Raw genomic sequence first — 16,378 nt, forward strand, 5'->3', positions numbered from 1 at the left:
CCCGCCTCTTTCGCTTGCCAGCACAGGGCGTGCGCGACGCCTTGGGCATCGCCGCGACGTTCGCGTGCGGCTTGTCCCAGTTCTTCGTGTCGGGGTCCGACATCAAGCGCTTCCATGCGGGCAAGGCGGCTGCCAACGGCTACGAGGCTGCTTTGCTCGCGCGTGCGGGCCTGACTGGGCCGCGGGATGCCATAGAGGGAAGCCAGGGGTTCGGAAAAGCATTCTCCGACCGTTTCGATCCCGCCACTGCGGTCAAAGACCTGGGCCGCCACTTTCCGACGGAATGGGTGTCACTCAAGCCGCACGCCGGCAGCGTGCGCATGCAGGCCGCGATCGAAGGCGCGGCCATGTTGGCGCGCTCGGGTGTCCGGCTGGAGGCGGTAGCGTCGATGGAGCTTGGGGTGCATGGCGCGATGATGAGCAAATTGGCCTCCAACCGCCCCGTGGACTTCCAGCAGGCCCAATTGAGCACGCCGTTCGCCGCGGCCATGGCGATCGCACTCGCACCCCGGCGCGAAGGCCCGCTGACGCTGTCGGTGGACGATTTCAAGCAGTATCTGCACGATCCGCAAATCCGCGACTTGGCCGCCAGGACCCGGTGCGTGGTCGATGCCGAGGTTGAAGCGCTGACCACGGCCGAGGCCGTACCCGCCCGCGTGACGGTGGTGACGAAAGACGGTCGCCGCTTCGAGCAATTCGTCGAGCACCCCAAAGGTTGCCCCCAAAATCCCATGAGCGTCGACGAAGTGGTGCAGCGGTTTTCGGCCATCGCCGCGCCGCTGTTCGGTGCCGGGCCGGTGGAGGCGTGGCTCGCGCATGCGCGCGAGCCTGAAAGGCTGGCGTCCGTGACGCCACTGCTCTCGTTGTGCGCCTAAACCCGGAGGGATCATGGTGAAATCGACTCCGACGATGGAATTGGCCTCGTTCGCCGCATCGCTGACCTACGAGCGCCTGCCGCCTTCGTTGCAATCGACCCTGTTCGAGCTGATGCTCGACTACTTGCGCGTGGCTTCACTCGGTGAACGCATGCCGTGGAGCCGCTGGGCCGGCGAGTACGTGCAGGAAACCAGCGGACGCCGCGTTTCGCCGCTGCTGTTTTCGAGCCAGCGTTCGGATCCGGCGAGCGCCGCTTTTCTGAATACGGTTTATGCGGGCAGCATCGACGCTGACGACACGCACGTCGGCGCAATGCTGCATCCCGGCTGCATCGTGTTTTCTTCGGCTCTGGCTATCGGCCAGAGCCGAGGCATTTCGGGAGCCAGGGTGTTGGCGGCGGTCGCGGCCGGTTATGAGGCGATGATCCGCATCGCGCTGTGCATCCAGCCTAGCCATTTCAGGCGCGGCTTTCAGAGCACCGCCACGTGCGGCGTGTTTGGCGCCGCGGCCGCGGCTGCCGCGCTGCTGTTTCCTGGGGACGCGCGTCGCATCGCCGAAACCTTGGGCTTGGCGGCGTCGTTTAGCGGCGGCCTGGTGCAGTTCTTCCATTCGGGATCGACCGTCAAGCGCATCCATGCCGCGCAGGCGGCGCGCTCGGGTGTCCAGGCGGCCTTGCTGGCCGAGGCGGGCTTTTCGGGGCCGGTCGATATCCTGGAAGGGCAAGACGGCTTTGCCCGGGCCTATTCCGATCAAGTGGACTTCGCTCCCCTTTTCGCGGGGCTTGGCTCGACCTACCGGACGGCGGAGGTATCGATCAAGCCGCACGCCTGCAGCGCCCGCGTTCTCGCTGCGCTCGAGGCGGCGGTGGACCTGTGCCGTGAATATGACCTCACGGCGGACGACATCGAGGCCATCTCCCTGGGCATTCCGCGTGTCATCCAGGGGCGATTGACCGGCAATGCGCCCGCGAGCCTGCAAAGTGCCCAGATGAGCGCGCCGTTTAGCGTCGCGCTCGCGATCAGCAAGCGCATCCGCGGCGAGGCCTACGCCTTAAACGTGGACGATTTCGAAGCCGGACTCGCAGACCCAGCCGTGATGCGGCTGGCCGCCTTGGTCGAGTGCGTGGTCGACGAGGACGTTGAGCGGGTCAGCACGGCCGAGTCTGTCGGCGCGCGATTGACGTTCACGCTACACGACGGCAGGCAGGTGAGCCGCTTCGTGGCCGCACCCAAAGGGTCGGCGTCCCGGCCGTATTCCCAGGCCGATCACGTTGCCCGGGCCCGCGCGGAGCTAACGCGGCGCTACGCTCCGGCCGAGGTGGAAGTGCTGATTGATGCGGTGCGCACCTTGCCCCAGGCCGACGACTCGGGCGTCCTGGCAGCGCTGCTGGGGTAAGGCGGGTGGTACAATGGGTCGGTGAAAGCACCTTTATTTTCTTCGGCCCGCCGGTGCAGGTTCGTCATCCTGATTTCCGGGCGCGGCAGCAACATGCAATCCATCGTGCGGGCCTGCCGCGAGCAGGGCTGGCCTGCCGAGGTGGCCGCGGTGATCTCCAACCGCGAAGACGCGTCCGGGCTCCAGTGGGCGGCGTCCCAAGGCATTCCGACGCGCGTGGTTCCGCATCGCGATTACGCCGATCGCGTCGCGTTCGATGCCGCGCTCGCGCGGGAGATCGATGCGTTTGAGCCCGATTTCGTGCTGCTGGCCGGATTCATGCGCATCCTGACCGAAGATTTCGTCCGGCACTATGCGGACCGCCTCATCAATATCCATCCTTCGCTGCTGCCGCTGTTCCCCGGCCTGGGCACGCACAGGCAGGCCCTCGAGGCGGGGGTGGCGGTACATGGGTGCACCGTCCATTTCGTGACGCCCGTGCTCGACCATGGCCCCATCATTGCGCAGGGGGTGGTACCTGTCATGCCGGGCGATACCGAAGAGGCGTTGGCCGAGCGGGTGCTCGGCATCGAACACGTGGTGTATCCCACGGTCGCGTCCTGGCTTGCGCACGGCAAGGTGAGCCTGGAGGCGGGCAAAGTCGTGGTGCGGGACGTGGCCGACCGTGCGTTCCTCTGGAGCGCCCCCGCTGTTTCCTTGGAAAAGTGCGCGTGAAGTTCGAGCGTTCCGCTTCTCCCCGTTCCGCCAAGCCCGGCGGGCGCGCCAAGCGTCCGGACGGCCGCAAGGCGTGCGCCGAAAAAAACATGGCTCCGGGCGCGCAGCTCGCGGCCGCCCGCATCGAGCAGGTGCAGGCCGCGGTAGGAGAAATCCTGCAATGGTCCGGCCCGGCCGACCAGGTGCTGTCGCGCTGGTTCCGCGACCATCCCAAGCTCGGCGCGCGCGATCGCGGCGTTGTGGCCGAAGCGGTGTACGACATCCTCCGCAACCTGCGGCGGTATCGCCACGTGGGCGAAGGCGGCCGCGGCTCGGCCACGCGCCGTCTCGCGATCCTGGGGCTGGCCGCGACGCAGGGCGCCGACGGGCTGCTGCCCGCCCTCGACGATGTCGAGAAGGAGTGGCTGCAGCGCGTCTCAGCCATCGACGAGGCATCCCTCGCCCGTGAGATCCGTTTCAGCATCCCGGACTGGCTGTCGGAGGCGATCGAGGGCGAGCCGGACAGCGACAGGCTGCTTGCGGCCTTGAACCGCGCCGCGCCGCTGGACATCCGCATCAATCCCATGAAGGCGGAGCGGGACGTCATTCTCGAGGAGCTTCGCGCGGGCGTGGCGCCATCCATGGCTGAGCCCACGCCGTATTCGCCGTTCGGCATACGGCTGCAGGGACGGCCGGCGCTGACGCGCTGGTCCCGATTCGAGGACGGCAGCATCGAGGTCCAGGATGAAGGCAGCCAGTTGCTGGCGCTGCTCGTGGCGCCCCGTCGCGGCGAAATGGTGATCGATTTCTGCGCGGGCGCCGGTGGCAAGACTTTGCTGCTGGGGGCCTTGATGCGCTCCACGGGGCGCTTGTACGCGTTCGATGTGTCGCAGGCCCGCCTGGCGCGTTTCAAGCCCCGCCTGGCCCGCAGCGGTTTGTCCAACGTCGTGCCGGTGGCGATCGCGAACGAGAACGACGTCCGCGTCAAGCGCCTGGCGCGCAAGGCGCACCGGGTCCTCGTCGATGCGCCCTGCAGCGGCACCGGCACGCTGCGGCGCAATCCCGACCTCAAATGGCGGCAGTCGCCCGAGAGCGTGTCGGAACTCTGCGCGCTCCAGCGTAGCATCCTCGCCTCTGCCGCACGCTGCGTGGCACCCGGCGGGCGGCTGGTCTATGCGACCTGCAGCATCCTGCAGGCGGAGAATGAAGACCAGGTCGAGGGCTTCCTGGCCGCGCACCCCGAATTCGAGCTGTTGCCCGCGTCCGGGGCCTTGGCCGGGCGGGCCGGGGCGCTCGCCATGCCGGGACCGTATTTGAAGCTGCGGCCAGACATACACGGCACGGATGGGTTCTTCGCCGCCGTGCTCGAGCGTCGTCGGGACCCCGGAGCGACCACTCCGCAAGCCGAGGGCGGGGCCTGATGACCCTAGTATTACTAGGGATATCCCTTCGTTGAAAAAACGTCACGCCCTGCGCATATTCGCGTTATCGTGTCAGGAGCAATGAGGCGCTCGAATCCCACGAGCCGTTCCCTGCACGGCGCCGGAGTTTCCTTGGGAACTGCGGCGCTTTCCCTGTCTCTAAACCCTGCCTTGCCGGCTGCCATGCCGGGCGGCCGCTTGTTGAGATACCCTGTTTTTCCCGAGGCGCCCGGCGTCTCGTGCGTCGGCCTAGAGCCGGCCAGCCTGTGAGGTGTTATGGATTTTTTGCTTTCTTTTTTGTCCGACGGCCTGCTTGATGCGTCATGGTGGCAGATCGTCGTTTTTACCCTGGTCGTCACCCATATCACCATCCTCGCTGTCACCATTTATCTGCACCGCAGCCAAGCCCACCGCGGGCTGGACCTCCACCCCGCCGTCGCGCATTTCTTCCGCTTCTGGCTGTGGCTGACCACCGGCATGGTCACCAAGGAATGGGTGGCCATCCACCGCAAGCACCATGCGCGCTGCGAGCGTGAGGGCGATCCCCATTCCCCGATGGTCTACGGCATCGGGAAGGTCTTCTTCCAAGGCGCGGAGCTGTATCGGGACGAGGCCAAGAACCGCGAGACCATGGAGAAGTTCGGCCATGGAACGCCCAACGACTGGGTCGAGCGCAATGTTTATTCGCGTTTCACCTGGCAGGGGGTGGGCCTCATGATGCTGATCGACATCGCCCTGTTCGGCGCGATCGGGCTGACGGTCTGGGCGGTGCAGATGATCTGGATTCCGTTCTGGGCGGCCGGCGTGGTCAACGGCATCGGCCACTTCTGGGGCTATCGCAATTACGCCAGCCCCGACGCCAGCCGCAACGTCTTTCCGTTGGGCATCGTGATCGGTGGCGAGGAGCTGCACAACAACCACCATGCCTATGCGTCGTCGGCGCGTTTCTCGACCAAGTGGTACGAGTTCGACATCGGCTGGTGCTACATCCGCGCGCTCGAGATGTTGCGGCTGGCCAAGGTGAAGAAGGTCGCGCCCAAGGTCAGGCTGGCGCACGGCAAGCCGGTGGTCGACCTCGAAACCCTGCAAGCCGTGATCACGCATCGCTACGAGATCATGGCGCGCTATGCGGACCTGCTCAAGCAGGCGTGCCGCGACGAAATCCAGCGCCTGAAGGCGGCCAAGGATTCGCGTCCGCAATCCCAGCTGCTGCGCCGTGCCCGGTCCTGGCTGCATCGCGCGGACGACGAGTCCCTGCCTCCGTCGCGCCGTTCCGAATTGAACACGGTGCTGGCGGATCACCGCTCGCTCGCCATCTTGGTGGAGATGCGGCGCGAGCTCGCGGCCATCTGGGAGCGCTCCAGCGCGTCGAGCGAGCAGTTGCTGCGGGACCTGCAGGATTGGTGCAACCGCGCACAGCAAAGCGGCATTGCCCGCCTCGAAGAGTTCTCGGCCCGGCTGCGCAGCTACGCGACCTAAGCCGAGGCGCACCGCCGCGAGAGATCGCGGCGCACCCCCGTCCGCAAAAAGGAGCCGATCGGCTCCTTTTTTCGTTACCGGCGAGCGCCGCCTCAGGTTTTCGATGTTTGGGGTTTGCTTTGGTGGCCGCTCAGCTCCGCGCCGGCATCGGGGGAGAGCGCCAGGCATTGCGTGACTGCGGCAGCCGCGAGCAGCCCGACGACGGCAAAGGCCACGGTGAAGTCTGACAGTTGCACGCTCTCGTGCCCCAGTATCCACCGGGAGCAATCCAGCGTCAGCGCCGCCACGCCTATGCCGAGGGCCGCGGTCGTCTGTTGGTGGGTGCTGGCCAGGCTGGTCGCGGCGCTCATGCGGGCAGGCGGCACGTCGGCGTAGATGAGGGTGCCATAGGCGTTGAACTGCAGCGAGCGGGCCAAGCCCGCCACCAGGAGCAGCAGGTAGATGGCGACCAGCGGCCATTCCGGCCGGAATGCACCGCACAGGCCGAGCAGCACGGCACACAGCAAGCCGTTCCAAATCATCACCTTGCGGTAACCGAAAGCGCGCAGGAAGCGTTCCGAGATGGCCTTCATGACCAGGCCGCCGACAGCCTGGGCGAACGTGACCGTCCCGCTCTCTGCGGCCGAAAGGCCAAAGCCGAGCTGCAGCATGAGCGGCATCAAGAACGGGAAACTGCCGTACGCCACGCGATACAAGACCCCGCCCCGGATCGCCACCTGGAAGGTCGGGATGCGCAATAGGCTGAAATCGAGCACCGGCTGGGGATGGTGCTTGCAGTGACGGACGTAGAGCAGGGCGCACGTCCCGGCCACGGCCAGCAGTGCGAGCGTGGTCGTGCCCGGGCCGCCGTGGCCCAGGCCTTCCAGGCCCACGAGCAGGGCCGCCAGGGTCCCACCCGTGAGCGCGAAGCCCACGTAGTCGAAAGGCGCGCTCGGTGCATCGCTGCGGATGTCCGGGATGTAGAGGGTGGCGAGCGCGATGCCGGCCAGTCCGATGGGCACGTTGATGTAAAAGACCCAGTGCCAGGAGAGGTAGGTGGTCAGGACGCCGCCGATCAAGGGGCCCACGGCCGGGCCGACCATGGCCGGGATCAGCACCCAGGACATCGCGGCGACTAGTTGCGACTTTTCCACCGAGCGCAGTAGTACCAGGCGGCCCACGGGCACCATCATGGCGCCGCTTGCTCCTTGCAACAGGCGCGCTCCGATCAGCCATGGCAGGTTCTGCGCCATTCCGCACAGCACCGAGCTCAACACGAACAGGGCAATGGCGCCGCGGAAGGTATTGCGCGTACCCAGGCGATCCGCGATCCTGCCGCTGATGGGAATGAAGACGGCCAGCGCGAGCAGGTAGGCCGTCATGGCGAAGTTCATCCGGACGGGATCGGCGCCCAGGGATTCCGCCATGGCCGGCAGCGCGGTGGCGATAATGGTGGAATCCAGCTGTTCCATGAAGAACGCGCTGGCGATGATGAGCGCGATGATCCGATAGCCGCCGCGTGCCGGCGTCGCATTACCCATGGGGTTGTCTGTGCAAAGGTGGGCGGGAGCGCGCACGGGGCGGCGCGCCGACGATAGGGCGCGATTTTAGTCGCTTGCGACGGCGCGCGCCCCCGAACATCGCCGCCCGGCCGGCAGGGCGGCTCCAGGGCTTGCGAAAACGAGGGTTCACAAAGCGTCCGCCGTGTCGCATGCTGGAGGCTGGAGAGGCCCGCCCCCGGCGCGCCGCAGCATGGAAGCAAGAATGAACCGAGACACCGCCGTTGCCCCCCGCGAGTGGGTCGGGCACACGCAAACCATCTTCGACCAGGTCAGCCACAACCTCGCGCGCCGCATGGCCGCCACGCTTGGCGAGGCGGCCCCCGAACCCGGTGCGGCGCTGCCGCCGTTGTGGCATTGGGCCTACTTTCAGGATCCCGTGGCGCCGTCGGCCCTGGGCGCCGACGGCCATCCGGCGCGCGGACGTTTCCTGCCGCCTGCCGAGGGACGCAACCGCATGTGGGCAGGAGGGCGGTTGCAGTTTCTCCATCCCCTGGTCGTCGGGGAAGATGCCCGATGTGTTTCCACCATCGTCTCGGTGGAGGAGAAAACCGGCCGCAGCGGGGCGCTGTTGTTCGTCACCGTGCGGCATGACTACGAGCAGCGTGGCCGGCTCGCGGTGCGCGAGGAGCAGGATATCGTCTACCGCGAACCCTCCCCGCCACGCACGGCCGATCCTGCGCCGCTGCCCCAGGCCGAGTGGTCCGAGGCCGTCGTGCCGACATCCACGTTGCTGTTCCGGTATTCGGCCGCGACATTCAACGGCCATCGCATTCACTACGATTGGCCTTATGCCACGCAGGAAGAAGGCTACGCGGGGCTCGTCGTGCATGGCCCCTTGATCGCTACCTTGTTGCTCGCCGCCTTCCGGCGCGCCCACCCGCACCTGCAGCCGACGCATTTCTCGTATCGCGGCGTGCGTCCCTTGATCGCGCCCATGCCCTTCGTCGTGGCCGGACGCATGATAGGGGAGGGCACGGCGCAGTGCTGGGCAGCCAATGACGACGGCGCCGTGCAGCACGGCGAAGTGCGTTTCGTCGCGCCGTGAGGGTGGCGCCCAGATAAGGAGTCGGCATGGAGAACTTCGAGGCGATCCGGGAGGGCGTGCGCGCGCTCTGCGCCCGCTACGACGCGGCATATTGGCGCAAGGTGGACGAGGCGCGGGATTTTCCCGATGCGTTCGTGCAGGCGTTGACGCAGGCGGGGTGGCTGAGCGCCATGATTCCCGCCGAATACGGAGGTTCGGGCCTGGGCCTGTCGGAAGCCTCCGTCATCTTGGAGGAAATCAATCGCAGCGGCGGTAATTCCGGCGCCGTGCACGGCCAGATGTACAACCTCTTTACGCTGGTGCGGCACGGCTCGCCGGCCCAGAAGGCGTATTTCCTGCCGCGATTGGCCAGCGGCGAGCTGCGCCTGCAGTCGATGGGGGTGACCGAGCCCACCACGGGAACCGACACCACGAAAATCAAGACCACGGCGGTGCGGCGGGGGGACCGCTACGTCATCAACGGGCAGAAGGTCTGGATTTCACGGGTCCGGCACTCCGACCTGATGATCTTGCTGGCGCGCACCACACCGTTGTCGGAGGTCGCCCGGAAAACCGATGGCATGTCCATTTTCCTCGTCGACCTGCGCGAGGCCATCGGCAAGGGCATGACCGTGCGGCCGATCCCCAATATGGTCAATCACGAGACCAACGAACTCTTTTTCGACAATCTCGAGGTGCCTGCAGAGAGCCTGATCGGCGAAGAGGGAAAAGGCTTTCGCTACATCCTCGATGGCCTGAACGCCGAGCGTACGCTCATCGCCGCCGAATGCATCGGCGACGGTCGATGGTTCGTCGAGCGGGCGCGCAATTACGCGCGCGAGCGCGTGGTATTCGGGCGCCCCATCGGCCAGAATCAGGGCGTGCAGTTTCCGATCGCCGAGGTCCACATCGAGGTCGAGGCCGCGGATCTCATGCGCTGGCGGGCATGCCGCGAGTACGACGAGGGCGCGAATGCGGGCGCGAGCGCGAACATGGCCAAGTACCTGGCGGCCAAGGCTTCCTGGGAGGCGGCCAACGTCTGCCTGCAGACGCATGGGGGCTTCGGCTTTGCTTGTCCTGAGCTTGGAGCACGCGATTGCCGCGCCCTTCTGCACGCGCCAGCTGGCCGAGCTCGGTGCGCGGGTGATCAAGATCGAACGGCCGGGGACGGGGGATTTCGCACGCCGTTACGACGAACGCGTGCGCGGCCTCTCGTCCCATTTCGTATGGACCAATCGATCGAAGGAGAGCCTTGCACTGGACGTCAAGCAGCAAGGCGCGCGCGACGTGCTCGAGCGCCTGCTGGAGAAGGCCGATGTCCTGGTGCAGAACCTTGCCCCCGGCGCGGCGGCCCGCTTGGGCCTGTCTTTCGATGCACTGCACGCGCGCTATCCACGGCTGGTCGTCTGCGACATATCCGGCTATGGCGATAGCGGTCCTTATCGCGACAAGAAGGCCTACGACCTGCTGATCCAGAGCGAATCCGGATTCGTGTCGGTGACCGGCACGTCGGAGGAGCCTTGCAAGGCCGGCGCCTCGGTGGCCGACATCGCCGCCGGCATGTATGCCTACGCGCATATCCTGGCCGCCCTGCTGCTGCGGGCGACGACCGGCCGGGGCAGCCGCATCGACGTGTCCATGCTCGAAAGCATGGCGGAATGGATGGGCTACCCCATGTACTACGCCTTCGATGGCGCGCTTCCCCCGGCCCGGGCGGGCGCCGCGCACGCCACGATTTACCCCTATGGCCCCTTCCCGACGGGGGACGGGACCATCATGCTCGGCCTGCAAAACGAGCGCGAATGGAGGATCTTCTGCGAGCGCGTGCTGCATCGTCCCGAACTCGCAGACGACCCGCGCTTCGACGTTAATTCGCACCGCACCGCCCATCGCGCCGAATTGCGCGAGATCATCGTGGCGGCGTTTGCGCGCATGGGCACGGATGACGTCGTCCGGGCCTTGGACGAGGCGCAGATTGCCAATGCGCGCGTCAATGACATGGCCGGCCTTTGGGCCCATCCCCAATTGCAGGCACGCGCGCGGTGGGCGACGGTCGACAGCCCGGCCGGCGAGCTGCCGGCGCTGCTTCCCCCAGGGGTGAGCACGGCGTTCGCGCCGCGCCTGGGGCCGATCCCGGCACTGGGCCAGCATACGGCGGCGATCCTGGCCGAGCTCGGTTACGACGAAGCACAAGTGGAGGCCTTGCGCGCCGGCGGCGTGATCGGATGACGGGCGCCGCGGTACGCGGCTGCCGTTGGCATGGGCCGCGCCGCGGAGGATGGTAGCGGGGAGCGGCCGGGCTCGGGGCCGAGTAGCGGCCGGACTGCTGGCCGGCGCCTTTCTTGACACCGCTTTAAAGGCGCATATAGTATGCGTCTTTAAAGCGGTGGAGACAGGAGACGCAAGAACATGAGTACCCATGATGAAGCCGTCGCGCGGCTGCGGCGGCTGGACGCCTGCGCAGTGTCCGACGCCATGGACCAGCTCGGCCTGGCCGGCGCCGCCCGGGGCCTGGGCGCGGTATCCATCCGGGCCAAGGTCTGCGGGAAGGTCCGCACCGTCCGGTTGGGGGTAGGCCGGCCCGCGGCGGAAAAACCCAGGCACCTGGGCACGACGGCCATCACGGCATCCGGGCCCGGTGAAGTCATCGTCATCGAGCAGTCGTCCGGCGTCGAAGCCGGAAGCTGGGGCGGCATCCTGACGCTCGCCGCCAAGCTCAAGGGGGTGGAAGGCGTCATTTCGGAAGGCCTGGTGCGGGACGTCGACGAAGCCGTGCAACATCAATTCCCGATCTATGCGCGCGGCGCGACGGTCAGAACGGCCCGCGGCCGCATCGTCGAATTGGCCAACCAGGTCGAGATCGTCGTGGGCGGGGTGCACGTGCAGCCCGGCGACTACGTGATCGCGGACGGCAGCGGCGTGGTGTTCATCTCCGGGGCCCATGCCGCGGCGGTGCTGGAGGCGGCCGAAAACATCGCGCAGAAAGAGGCCTTGATGGCCAAGGATTTGCTTGCCGGCGCCGCCGTCACCGAAGTGATGGGCGCCAACTACGAACACATGCTCGCAGCGAAAGCCAAGGAGGGGACGAAGTGAGCGATCGCAATGTTGAGCGAGCCTCCGTGCTCGATACCGCCACGCTAAGCGATGCACTGGACCGGCTCGGCATCGCCGGACAGTGCCTGGGCATCAAGCCGCTGGACCCAGAGTTTCGCCTGACCGGACGCGCCATGACCTTCCAATACGTGCCGGCGGGCAATCCCCCTGGCACCGTGGGTGACTACATCGACGACGTGCCGCCCGGCGCGGTCATCGTATTGGACAACGGCGGGCGGGAGGACGCCACGGTATGGGGCGACATCCTGACCGAGGTGGCGGCCAGGAAAGGGATAGCGGGCACTGTCATCGACGGTGCCTGCCGCGATACGGCGCTGTGCCGCAAGCTGAACTATCCGGTGTTCAGCCGCAGCCATTCCATGCGCACTGGCAAGGACCGCGTGCAGCTGGACGTGAGCGGCCAGCCGGTCAACATCGGCGATGCGCGCGTCGCGCAGGGTGACCTGCTACGTGGCGACGCCGACGGCGTCGTGGTGATTCCCCAGGCGCACGAAGAGCGCGTGCTGCAATTGGCCGAGGCCATCCAGGCGGCGGAAGACAAAATCCGTGAAGCGGTACGCGGCGGCATGCGCCTGGACGAGGCGCGCCGGCTGCATCGCTACCACCAGCTGCAGAGCAAGGAGGCGTCATGAGCACCGGGAGCCGGGATTATTCCGCTTGGGTGGGGCCCAAGCCCGCGCGCATCGACGCGTCCCTGCTCGAGCGCTGCCTGGCGTTCGACTCGGCCACCTTGCATGAAGCGGCGGGCAAGATCGGCGACCTTCCGCCCCAGATCAAGCCCGTGGACCCGTCTTTCCGCGTCTGCGGCCCCGCCGTGACCGTGCACTCGCCGCCCGGCGACAACCTGTGGCTGCACCGCGCCATTTATGAAGCCGAGCCCGGCGACGTCCTGGTGGTCTACGTCGAGGAGCGCTTCGAGCACGGGTACTGGGGAGAGATCATGGCCCGCGCGGCGCTGGCCAGGAAACTCGGCGGCCTCGTCATCGATGGCTGTGTGCGCGACGTGCCGCTCCTGCGCGAGGCAGGGTTTCCGGTTTTTGCGCGCGGCGCCTGCATACGCGGGACGGGCAAGGATTTCGGCGCACGCGGCTGGATCAATGCGCCCATCCGCATCGGCGGCCGCACCATTCATCCCGGAGACTTGGTGTTCGGCGACGAGGACGGCGTCGTGGTGCTGCCCGCCGCGCAGGTCGCCACTGTGCTCGATGCCGCTCAGCGGCGGGTGGAAGACGAGCAGGCCCTGATGGAGGCGCTCGCCAAAGGGCAACGCACGCTCGATTGGTACGGCTGGAGCTAGCCCCACTCGACAGGAGGAGAGGAGACCATGCTGACGAAAGAGAAAAACATGAGGTTGACGCAGGTCGGTCCCGACACGCCGGGAGGCAAGTTGCTCAGGCGCTATTGGCATCCGGTCGCCGCCGTCGACGAGCTGATGCGCGAACCGACCAAGTCCGTGCGCCTGCTGGGCGAAGACCTGGTGCTGTACCGGGACGCATCCGGTCGCTACGGCATGCTGGAGCGGCATTGCTCGCATCGCAGCGCGGACCTGAGCTACGGCTTCGTGGAAGAGGAGGGGCTGCGTTGCAATTATCACGGCTGGCTGTTCGACGCCACCGGCGCGTGCATCGAGCAGCCCTATGAGGACACGGTCAATCCCGCCAAGTCCCTGCGCAAGAACGGTCGCCTGAAGGCGTATCCGGTGCGGGAGAAGGCCGGCTTGCTCTGGGCGTACATGGGGCCGGAGCCGGCGCCCGAGCTGCCCGATTGGGAGGCCTTCTCCTGGCCCAACGGCTTCGTCCAGATCGTCTTCGCCGACGTGCCCTGCAATTGGGTGCAGGCCCAGGAGAATTCCATCGACCCGGTGCATTTCGAATGGATGCATTCGAATTGGAGCCGGCGCATGAAGGGCGCCAAGCGCAACGAGGCGCCCAGGCACTTGAAGCTGCAGTTCGACGAATTCGAATACGGCTTCGTCTACCGGCGCATCCGGGAAGACACCTCGGAGCAGCATCCCTTGTGGACCGTGGGGCGGGTGTGCTTGTGGCCCAACGCCTTTTATCTCGGCGACCACTTCGAGTGGCGCGTGCCGGTGGACGACGAGAACACCCTGAGCGTGACCTGGTCTTACATCCGGGTGCCCCGGGAGTCGGAGCCCTTCCGGCAGGAGGTGATTCCGTCGTGGGTGAGCCCCATCAAGGATCCGGTCTCGGGACGCTGGATCTCCAGCCACGTCATCAACCAGGACATCATCGCCTGGGTCGGCCAGGGGCGCATCACCGACCGTTCACGCGAAAACCTCGGCGCCAGCGATCGCGGCGTCAGTTTGTTCAGGAAGCGCCTGTTCGACGACATCGAGCGGGTCGAAAAAGGACTGGATCCGAGCGCGCTGATCCGTGACCCGGCGAAGAACCACCGCATCAAGCTGCCGACCATAGACGAGGTGCTGATCGAGAAAGGGCTGCCGCTCGCCGAGTATGCCCAGCACCCGGTTTGGAAGCATCACTTGAAGCACTTCCCCTTCCACTACGGCCAGCCCGAGGAGGTCAAGCGCGCCTACGAGGCTGCCATGGGCATCAAGACCGAGGCCGTGGACGTGGTGAACATTTGATAGGAGCCAGGATGGCCAGGATTGTGTTGGGAATGGCGTGCTCTCATGGGCCCATGCTCGCGACTCCTCCCGAGCTGTGGTCTTTGCGGGCGGGTGCCGACAGGCAGAACAAGCAGCATTGGTATCGGGGGCGGACGTGGGATTACGAGTCCCTGCTTGCCGAACGCGCGCCGGGGTTCGGCGAGCACCTCACGCCCGAGGTCAAGAACGCCTATTACCAGCGCTGCCAGCTGGCCTTGAAAGAAATGGCGGACATCTTCGCGGCGCATCGCCCGGACCTGGTCGTGATCCTGGGCAATGACCAGAGCGAAGTGTTCCTCGACTGCCTGGTCCCGGGCTTTACGGTCTATACCGGCGACACGATACACAACGTGCCCCTGACCCCGGAGCAGATGGCGGCGCTGCCGCCCGGCATCGCCATCGCCGAGCCGAGCCATTGCCCGGAGGATGGAGCGCAATACCCAGGCGCGCCCGAGAGCGCCGCCACGCTCGTGCGCAGCCTAGTGGACCAGCATTTCGACGTGGCCACGTCGGCCCGCATGCCGGGCGGGGAGGCGCAGGCAGGCATCCCGCATGCCTTCGGGTTCATCTACAGGCAGATCATGCGCGACGATCCGCCTCCTTCGATTCCCATCTTCACCAACGTGGGCGTGGGCCTGAACCGTCCTCGGCTGGCTCGCTGCATGGCGTTCGGCCATGCCCTGAAAAAAGCGATCGACGACTTGCCCGAGTCCATGACGGTGGCCGTGATCGCCTCGGGGGGCATGACGCACTTCTGCATAGACGAAGCACTGGACAGGCAGGTGCTGGATGCGCTGGCGGCAGGCGACGAACAGCGGCTGGTCGAGATCCCGGAGGCCATGCTCAATGGGAATACGGCCGAACTCAAGAGCTGGTATCCCCTGTTGGCGATCATGAACGACGTCGGCTTTTCCATGCGGCTGCTCGATTACGTGCCGTGCTACCGCACCGAAGCGGGGACCGGCAACGCCATGGGCTTTGTGGTCTGGAAGGCCTGAAGGAGAGTGAAAACGGACTGAAGTCCTTTGATATGGGAGGCTCCATGCGCGCTTTCAAAGTCGCATAAGGTATGAGAGTTGGAGGGTGACGCGCCCGGCTCGCGTGCGGGCGTGCTTCGTCTGCAGGTCCTGACCTGTGCAAGGAGACAAAACATGAAAACATGGAAACTCGGCTGCCTGGCGGCGGCTTGTCTTTGCGTCCCGTTCGTTGCCGCCGCGGCGGATGACAACTATCCCGAACGTCCGATTCGCCTTGTCGTTCCGTATACGCCGGGCACCTCGCCCGACACCATGGCCCGCCTGATCGTCGACAGGCTCGGGGCGGAGCTGGGGCAGAGCGCCTTCGTCGAGAACCGTCCCGGCGCGGCGACCGCCATCGGCACGAATTCGGTGGCCAAGGCTGAGCCCGACGGCTACACCCTCATGGTGTCGATCAATTCGCATGTCATCACGCCAGCCACGCGCAAGACGCCCTACGATCCGATCAAGGATTTCGCCTTCATCGGCCAGATCGCTTTTGGTCAATTGGCGATCTTGACGGGGCCTTCCACCAAGGCGAAGAACTTCCCGGAGCTCGTGGAGGAGCTCAAGCAGCTGGGTGACAACGCCACCTACAGCTCGCCCGGCATGGGCTCGACCACGCAGCTGTATTCCATCGTCCTGCAAGACATGCTCGGAACGAACATGCGCCACATCCCGGGCAGCGGCATGGGCTCGGCGATGATGGATGTCATGCAAGGGCACACCAACATGGTGATCGGCGGCCTGGACCAGGCAATGGCCAATATTCAATCCGGCAAGCTCAAGCCCATGGCGCAGACCGGCAAGCAGCCGAGCAAACTCCTGCCCGGTGTCAAGAGCGTGGCGCAGTACGGTTATCCCGAGTTCGACTTCGGCGTCTGGGTCGGCATGTATGCGCCGGCCAAGACCTCGCCCGCCATCATCCGGAAAGTGCATGCGGCCCTGCAAAAGGTCATGGCCTCGCCCGAGCTGCGCGCAGCGGTGGAAAACAAGGGTTATGACGTGATCACCAGCACGCCCGAGGAGTTTGCCGAGCTCAATCGCAAAGAGTTCGAATACTGGAAGTCTGTGGTGCAAAAGCACGGCCTGATGCTGGACAAGTAAGGGCAGCCCGCCGGCGCAAACGGCCCGCACGCCGCATTGCGGCGCGCCGGGCCGTCTCGCTTGCCATCATGCGCGCTGGGGTT

Annotated in this window: 14 protein-coding genes and 1 pseudogene; 14 read left to right on the plus strand and 1 reads right to left on the minus strand. The window is 66.2% G+C overall.

What is annotated here, in order from left to right:
- From Q0319_RS16095 to Q0319_RS16115, 5 genes are all read left to right on the plus strand, one after another.
- Nucleotides 1-875, plus strand: an 875-nt coding sequence (locus Q0319_RS16095) for an MmgE/PrpD family protein (protein ID WP_299454377.1), incomplete at its 5' end; no start/stop codon positions are given.
- 13 nt (nt 876-888) lie between these two features.
- A complete protein-coding gene (locus tag Q0319_RS16100) occupies nt 889-2,271 on the plus strand; it encodes an MmgE/PrpD family protein (protein ID WP_299454380.1) in 1,383 nt (460 codons plus the stop codon).
- 21 nt (nt 2,272-2,292) lie between these two features.
- Complete coding sequence (purN, locus tag Q0319_RS16105; RefSeq protein ID WP_299454383.1) at nt 2,293-2,985, plus strand: phosphoribosylglycinamide formyltransferase; 693 nt, start codon at nt 2,293-2,295, stop codon at nt 2,983-2,985.
- Between the two features lie 89 nt (nt 2,986-3,074).
- A complete protein-coding gene (locus tag Q0319_RS16110) occupies nt 3,075-4,385 on the plus strand; it encodes an RsmB/NOP family class I SAM-dependent RNA methyltransferase (RefSeq protein ID WP_299454656.1) in 1,311 nt (436 codons plus the stop codon).
- Between the two features lie 276 nt (nt 4,386-4,661).
- Nucleotides 4,662-5,864 carry an acyl-CoA desaturase gene (locus Q0319_RS16115; protein WP_296467702.1) on the plus strand — a complete coding sequence of 401 codons (1,203 nt, stop codon included), beginning with the start codon at nt 4,662-4,664 and terminating at the stop codon, nt 5,862-5,864.
- A 92-nt stretch (nt 5,865-5,956) separates the two neighbouring features.
- Here the strand turns inward: Q0319_RS16115 and Q0319_RS16120 are convergent, their stop codons facing one another.
- Nucleotides 5,957-7,384 (minus strand): MFS transporter, encoded by a 1,428-nt coding sequence (locus Q0319_RS16120; protein ID WP_299454387.1) that lies wholly within the window; start codon nt 7,382-7,384, stop codon nt 5,957-5,959.
- A 223-nt stretch (nt 7,385-7,607) separates the two neighbouring features.
- Between Q0319_RS16120 and Q0319_RS16125 the strand changes: the two genes are divergently transcribed.
- The 9 genes and pseudogenes from Q0319_RS16125 (at nt 7,608) to Q0319_RS16165 (ending at nt 16,295) form a co-directional block, all read left to right on the plus strand.
- Complete coding sequence (locus Q0319_RS16125) at nt 7,608-8,450, plus strand: MaoC family dehydratase N-terminal domain-containing protein (protein ID WP_296467705.1); 843 nt, start codon at nt 7,608-7,610, stop codon at nt 8,448-8,450.
- A gap of 26 nt (nt 8,451-8,476) precedes the next feature.
- A pseudogene (locus Q0319_RS16130) lies at nt 8,477-9,505 on the plus strand (acyl-CoA dehydrogenase family protein); the annotation flags it as partial.
- Nucleotides 9,483-10,658 carry a CaiB/BaiF CoA-transferase family protein gene (locus Q0319_RS16135; RefSeq protein WP_299454390.1) on the plus strand — a complete coding sequence of 392 codons (1,176 nt, stop codon included), beginning with the start codon at nt 9,483-9,485 and terminating at the stop codon, nt 10,656-10,658. The pseudogene Q0319_RS16130 and the gene Q0319_RS16135, both read left to right, overlap by 23 nt.
- Before the next feature lie 180 nt (nt 10,659-10,838).
- Nucleotides 10,839-11,522: an RraA family protein gene (locus tag Q0319_RS16140; RefSeq protein WP_299454393.1), complete on the plus strand. Its 684-nt coding sequence runs from the start codon at nt 10,839-10,841 to the stop codon at nt 11,520-11,522.
- On the plus strand, nt 11,519-12,175 hold the full coding sequence (locus tag Q0319_RS16145) for an RraA family protein (RefSeq protein WP_296468400.1): 657 nt from the start codon (nt 11,519-11,521) through the stop codon (nt 12,173-12,175). The genes Q0319_RS16140 and Q0319_RS16145 overlap by 4 nt, the downstream gene beginning before the upstream one ends.
- Nucleotides 12,172-12,840, plus strand: a complete 669-nt coding sequence (locus tag Q0319_RS16150; protein WP_296468401.1) for a 4-carboxy-4-hydroxy-2-oxoadipate aldolase/oxaloacetate decarboxylase — start codon at nt 12,172-12,174, stop codon at nt 12,838-12,840. Before Q0319_RS16145 ends, Q0319_RS16150 begins: the two co-directional genes overlap by 4 nt.
- A 27-nt stretch (nt 12,841-12,867) precedes the next feature.
- The gene (locus Q0319_RS16155) at nt 12,868-14,151 is read left to right on the plus strand and encodes an aromatic ring-hydroxylating dioxygenase subunit alpha (RefSeq protein ID WP_296468403.1); all 1,284 of its coding nucleotides are present in this window, start codon (nt 12,868-12,870) and stop codon (nt 14,149-14,151) included.
- 53 nt (nt 14,152-14,204) lie between these two features.
- A complete protein-coding gene (locus tag Q0319_RS16160) occupies nt 14,205-15,170 on the plus strand; it encodes a protocatechuate 3,4-dioxygenase (RefSeq protein WP_296468405.1) in 966 nt (321 codons plus the stop codon).
- 153 nt (nt 15,171-15,323) lie between these two features.
- The gene (locus Q0319_RS16165) at nt 15,324-16,295 is read left to right on the plus strand and encodes a tripartite tricarboxylate transporter substrate binding protein (protein ID WP_296468407.1); all 972 of its coding nucleotides are present in this window, start codon (nt 15,324-15,326) and stop codon (nt 16,293-16,295) included.
- Nucleotides 16,296-16,378 lie beyond the last annotated feature (83 nt).

It is taken from the genome of uncultured Pigmentiphaga sp. (genome assembly GCF_937950555.1).
GTDB lineage: Bacteria > Pseudomonadota > Gammaproteobacteria > Burkholderiales > Burkholderiaceae_B > Pigmentiphaga.

What these genes read in the sequence shown, in the direction of transcription:
- Q0319_RS16100 (WP_299454380.1), top strand. Translation starts at nt 889, where the DNA reads ATGGTGAAATCGACTCCGACGATGGAATTGGCCTCGTTCGCCGCATCG.
- Q0319_RS16110 (WP_299454656.1), top strand. Translation starts at nt 3,075, where the DNA reads ATGGCTCCGGGCGCGCAGCTCGCGGCCGCCCGCATCGAGCAGGTGCAG.
- Q0319_RS16115 (WP_296467702.1), top strand. Translation starts at nt 4,662, where the DNA reads ATGGATTTTTTGCTTTCTTTTTTGTCCGACGGCCTGCTTGATGCGTCA.
- Q0319_RS16120 (WP_299454387.1), bottom strand. Translation starts at nt 7,384, where the DNA reads ATGGGTAATGCGACGCCGGCACGCGGCGGCTATCGGATCATCGCGCTC.
- Q0319_RS16125 (WP_296467705.1), top strand. Translation starts at nt 7,608, where the DNA reads ATGAACCGAGACACCGCCGTTGCCCCCCGCGAGTGGGTCGGGCACACG.
- Q0319_RS16135 (WP_299454390.1), top strand. Translation starts at nt 9,483, where the DNA reads ATGGGGGCTTCGGCTTTGCTTGTCCTGAGCTTGGAGCACGCGATTGCC.
- Q0319_RS16140 (WP_299454393.1), top strand. Translation starts at nt 10,839, where the DNA reads ATGAGTACCCATGATGAAGCCGTCGCGCGGCTGCGGCGGCTGGACGCC.
- Q0319_RS16150 (WP_296468401.1), top strand. Translation starts at nt 12,172, where the DNA reads ATGAGCACCGGGAGCCGGGATTATTCCGCTTGGGTGGGGCCCAAGCCC.
- Q0319_RS16155 (WP_296468403.1), top strand. Translation starts at nt 12,868, where the DNA reads ATGCTGACGAAAGAGAAAAACATGAGGTTGACGCAGGTCGGTCCCGAC.
- Q0319_RS16160 (WP_296468405.1), top strand. Translation starts at nt 14,205, where the DNA reads ATGCTCGCGACTCCTCCCGAGCTGTGGTCTTTGCGGGCGGGTGCCGAC.
- Q0319_RS16165 (WP_296468407.1), top strand. Translation starts at nt 15,324, where the DNA reads ATGAAAACATGGAAACTCGGCTGCCTGGCGGCGGCTTGTCTTTGCGTC.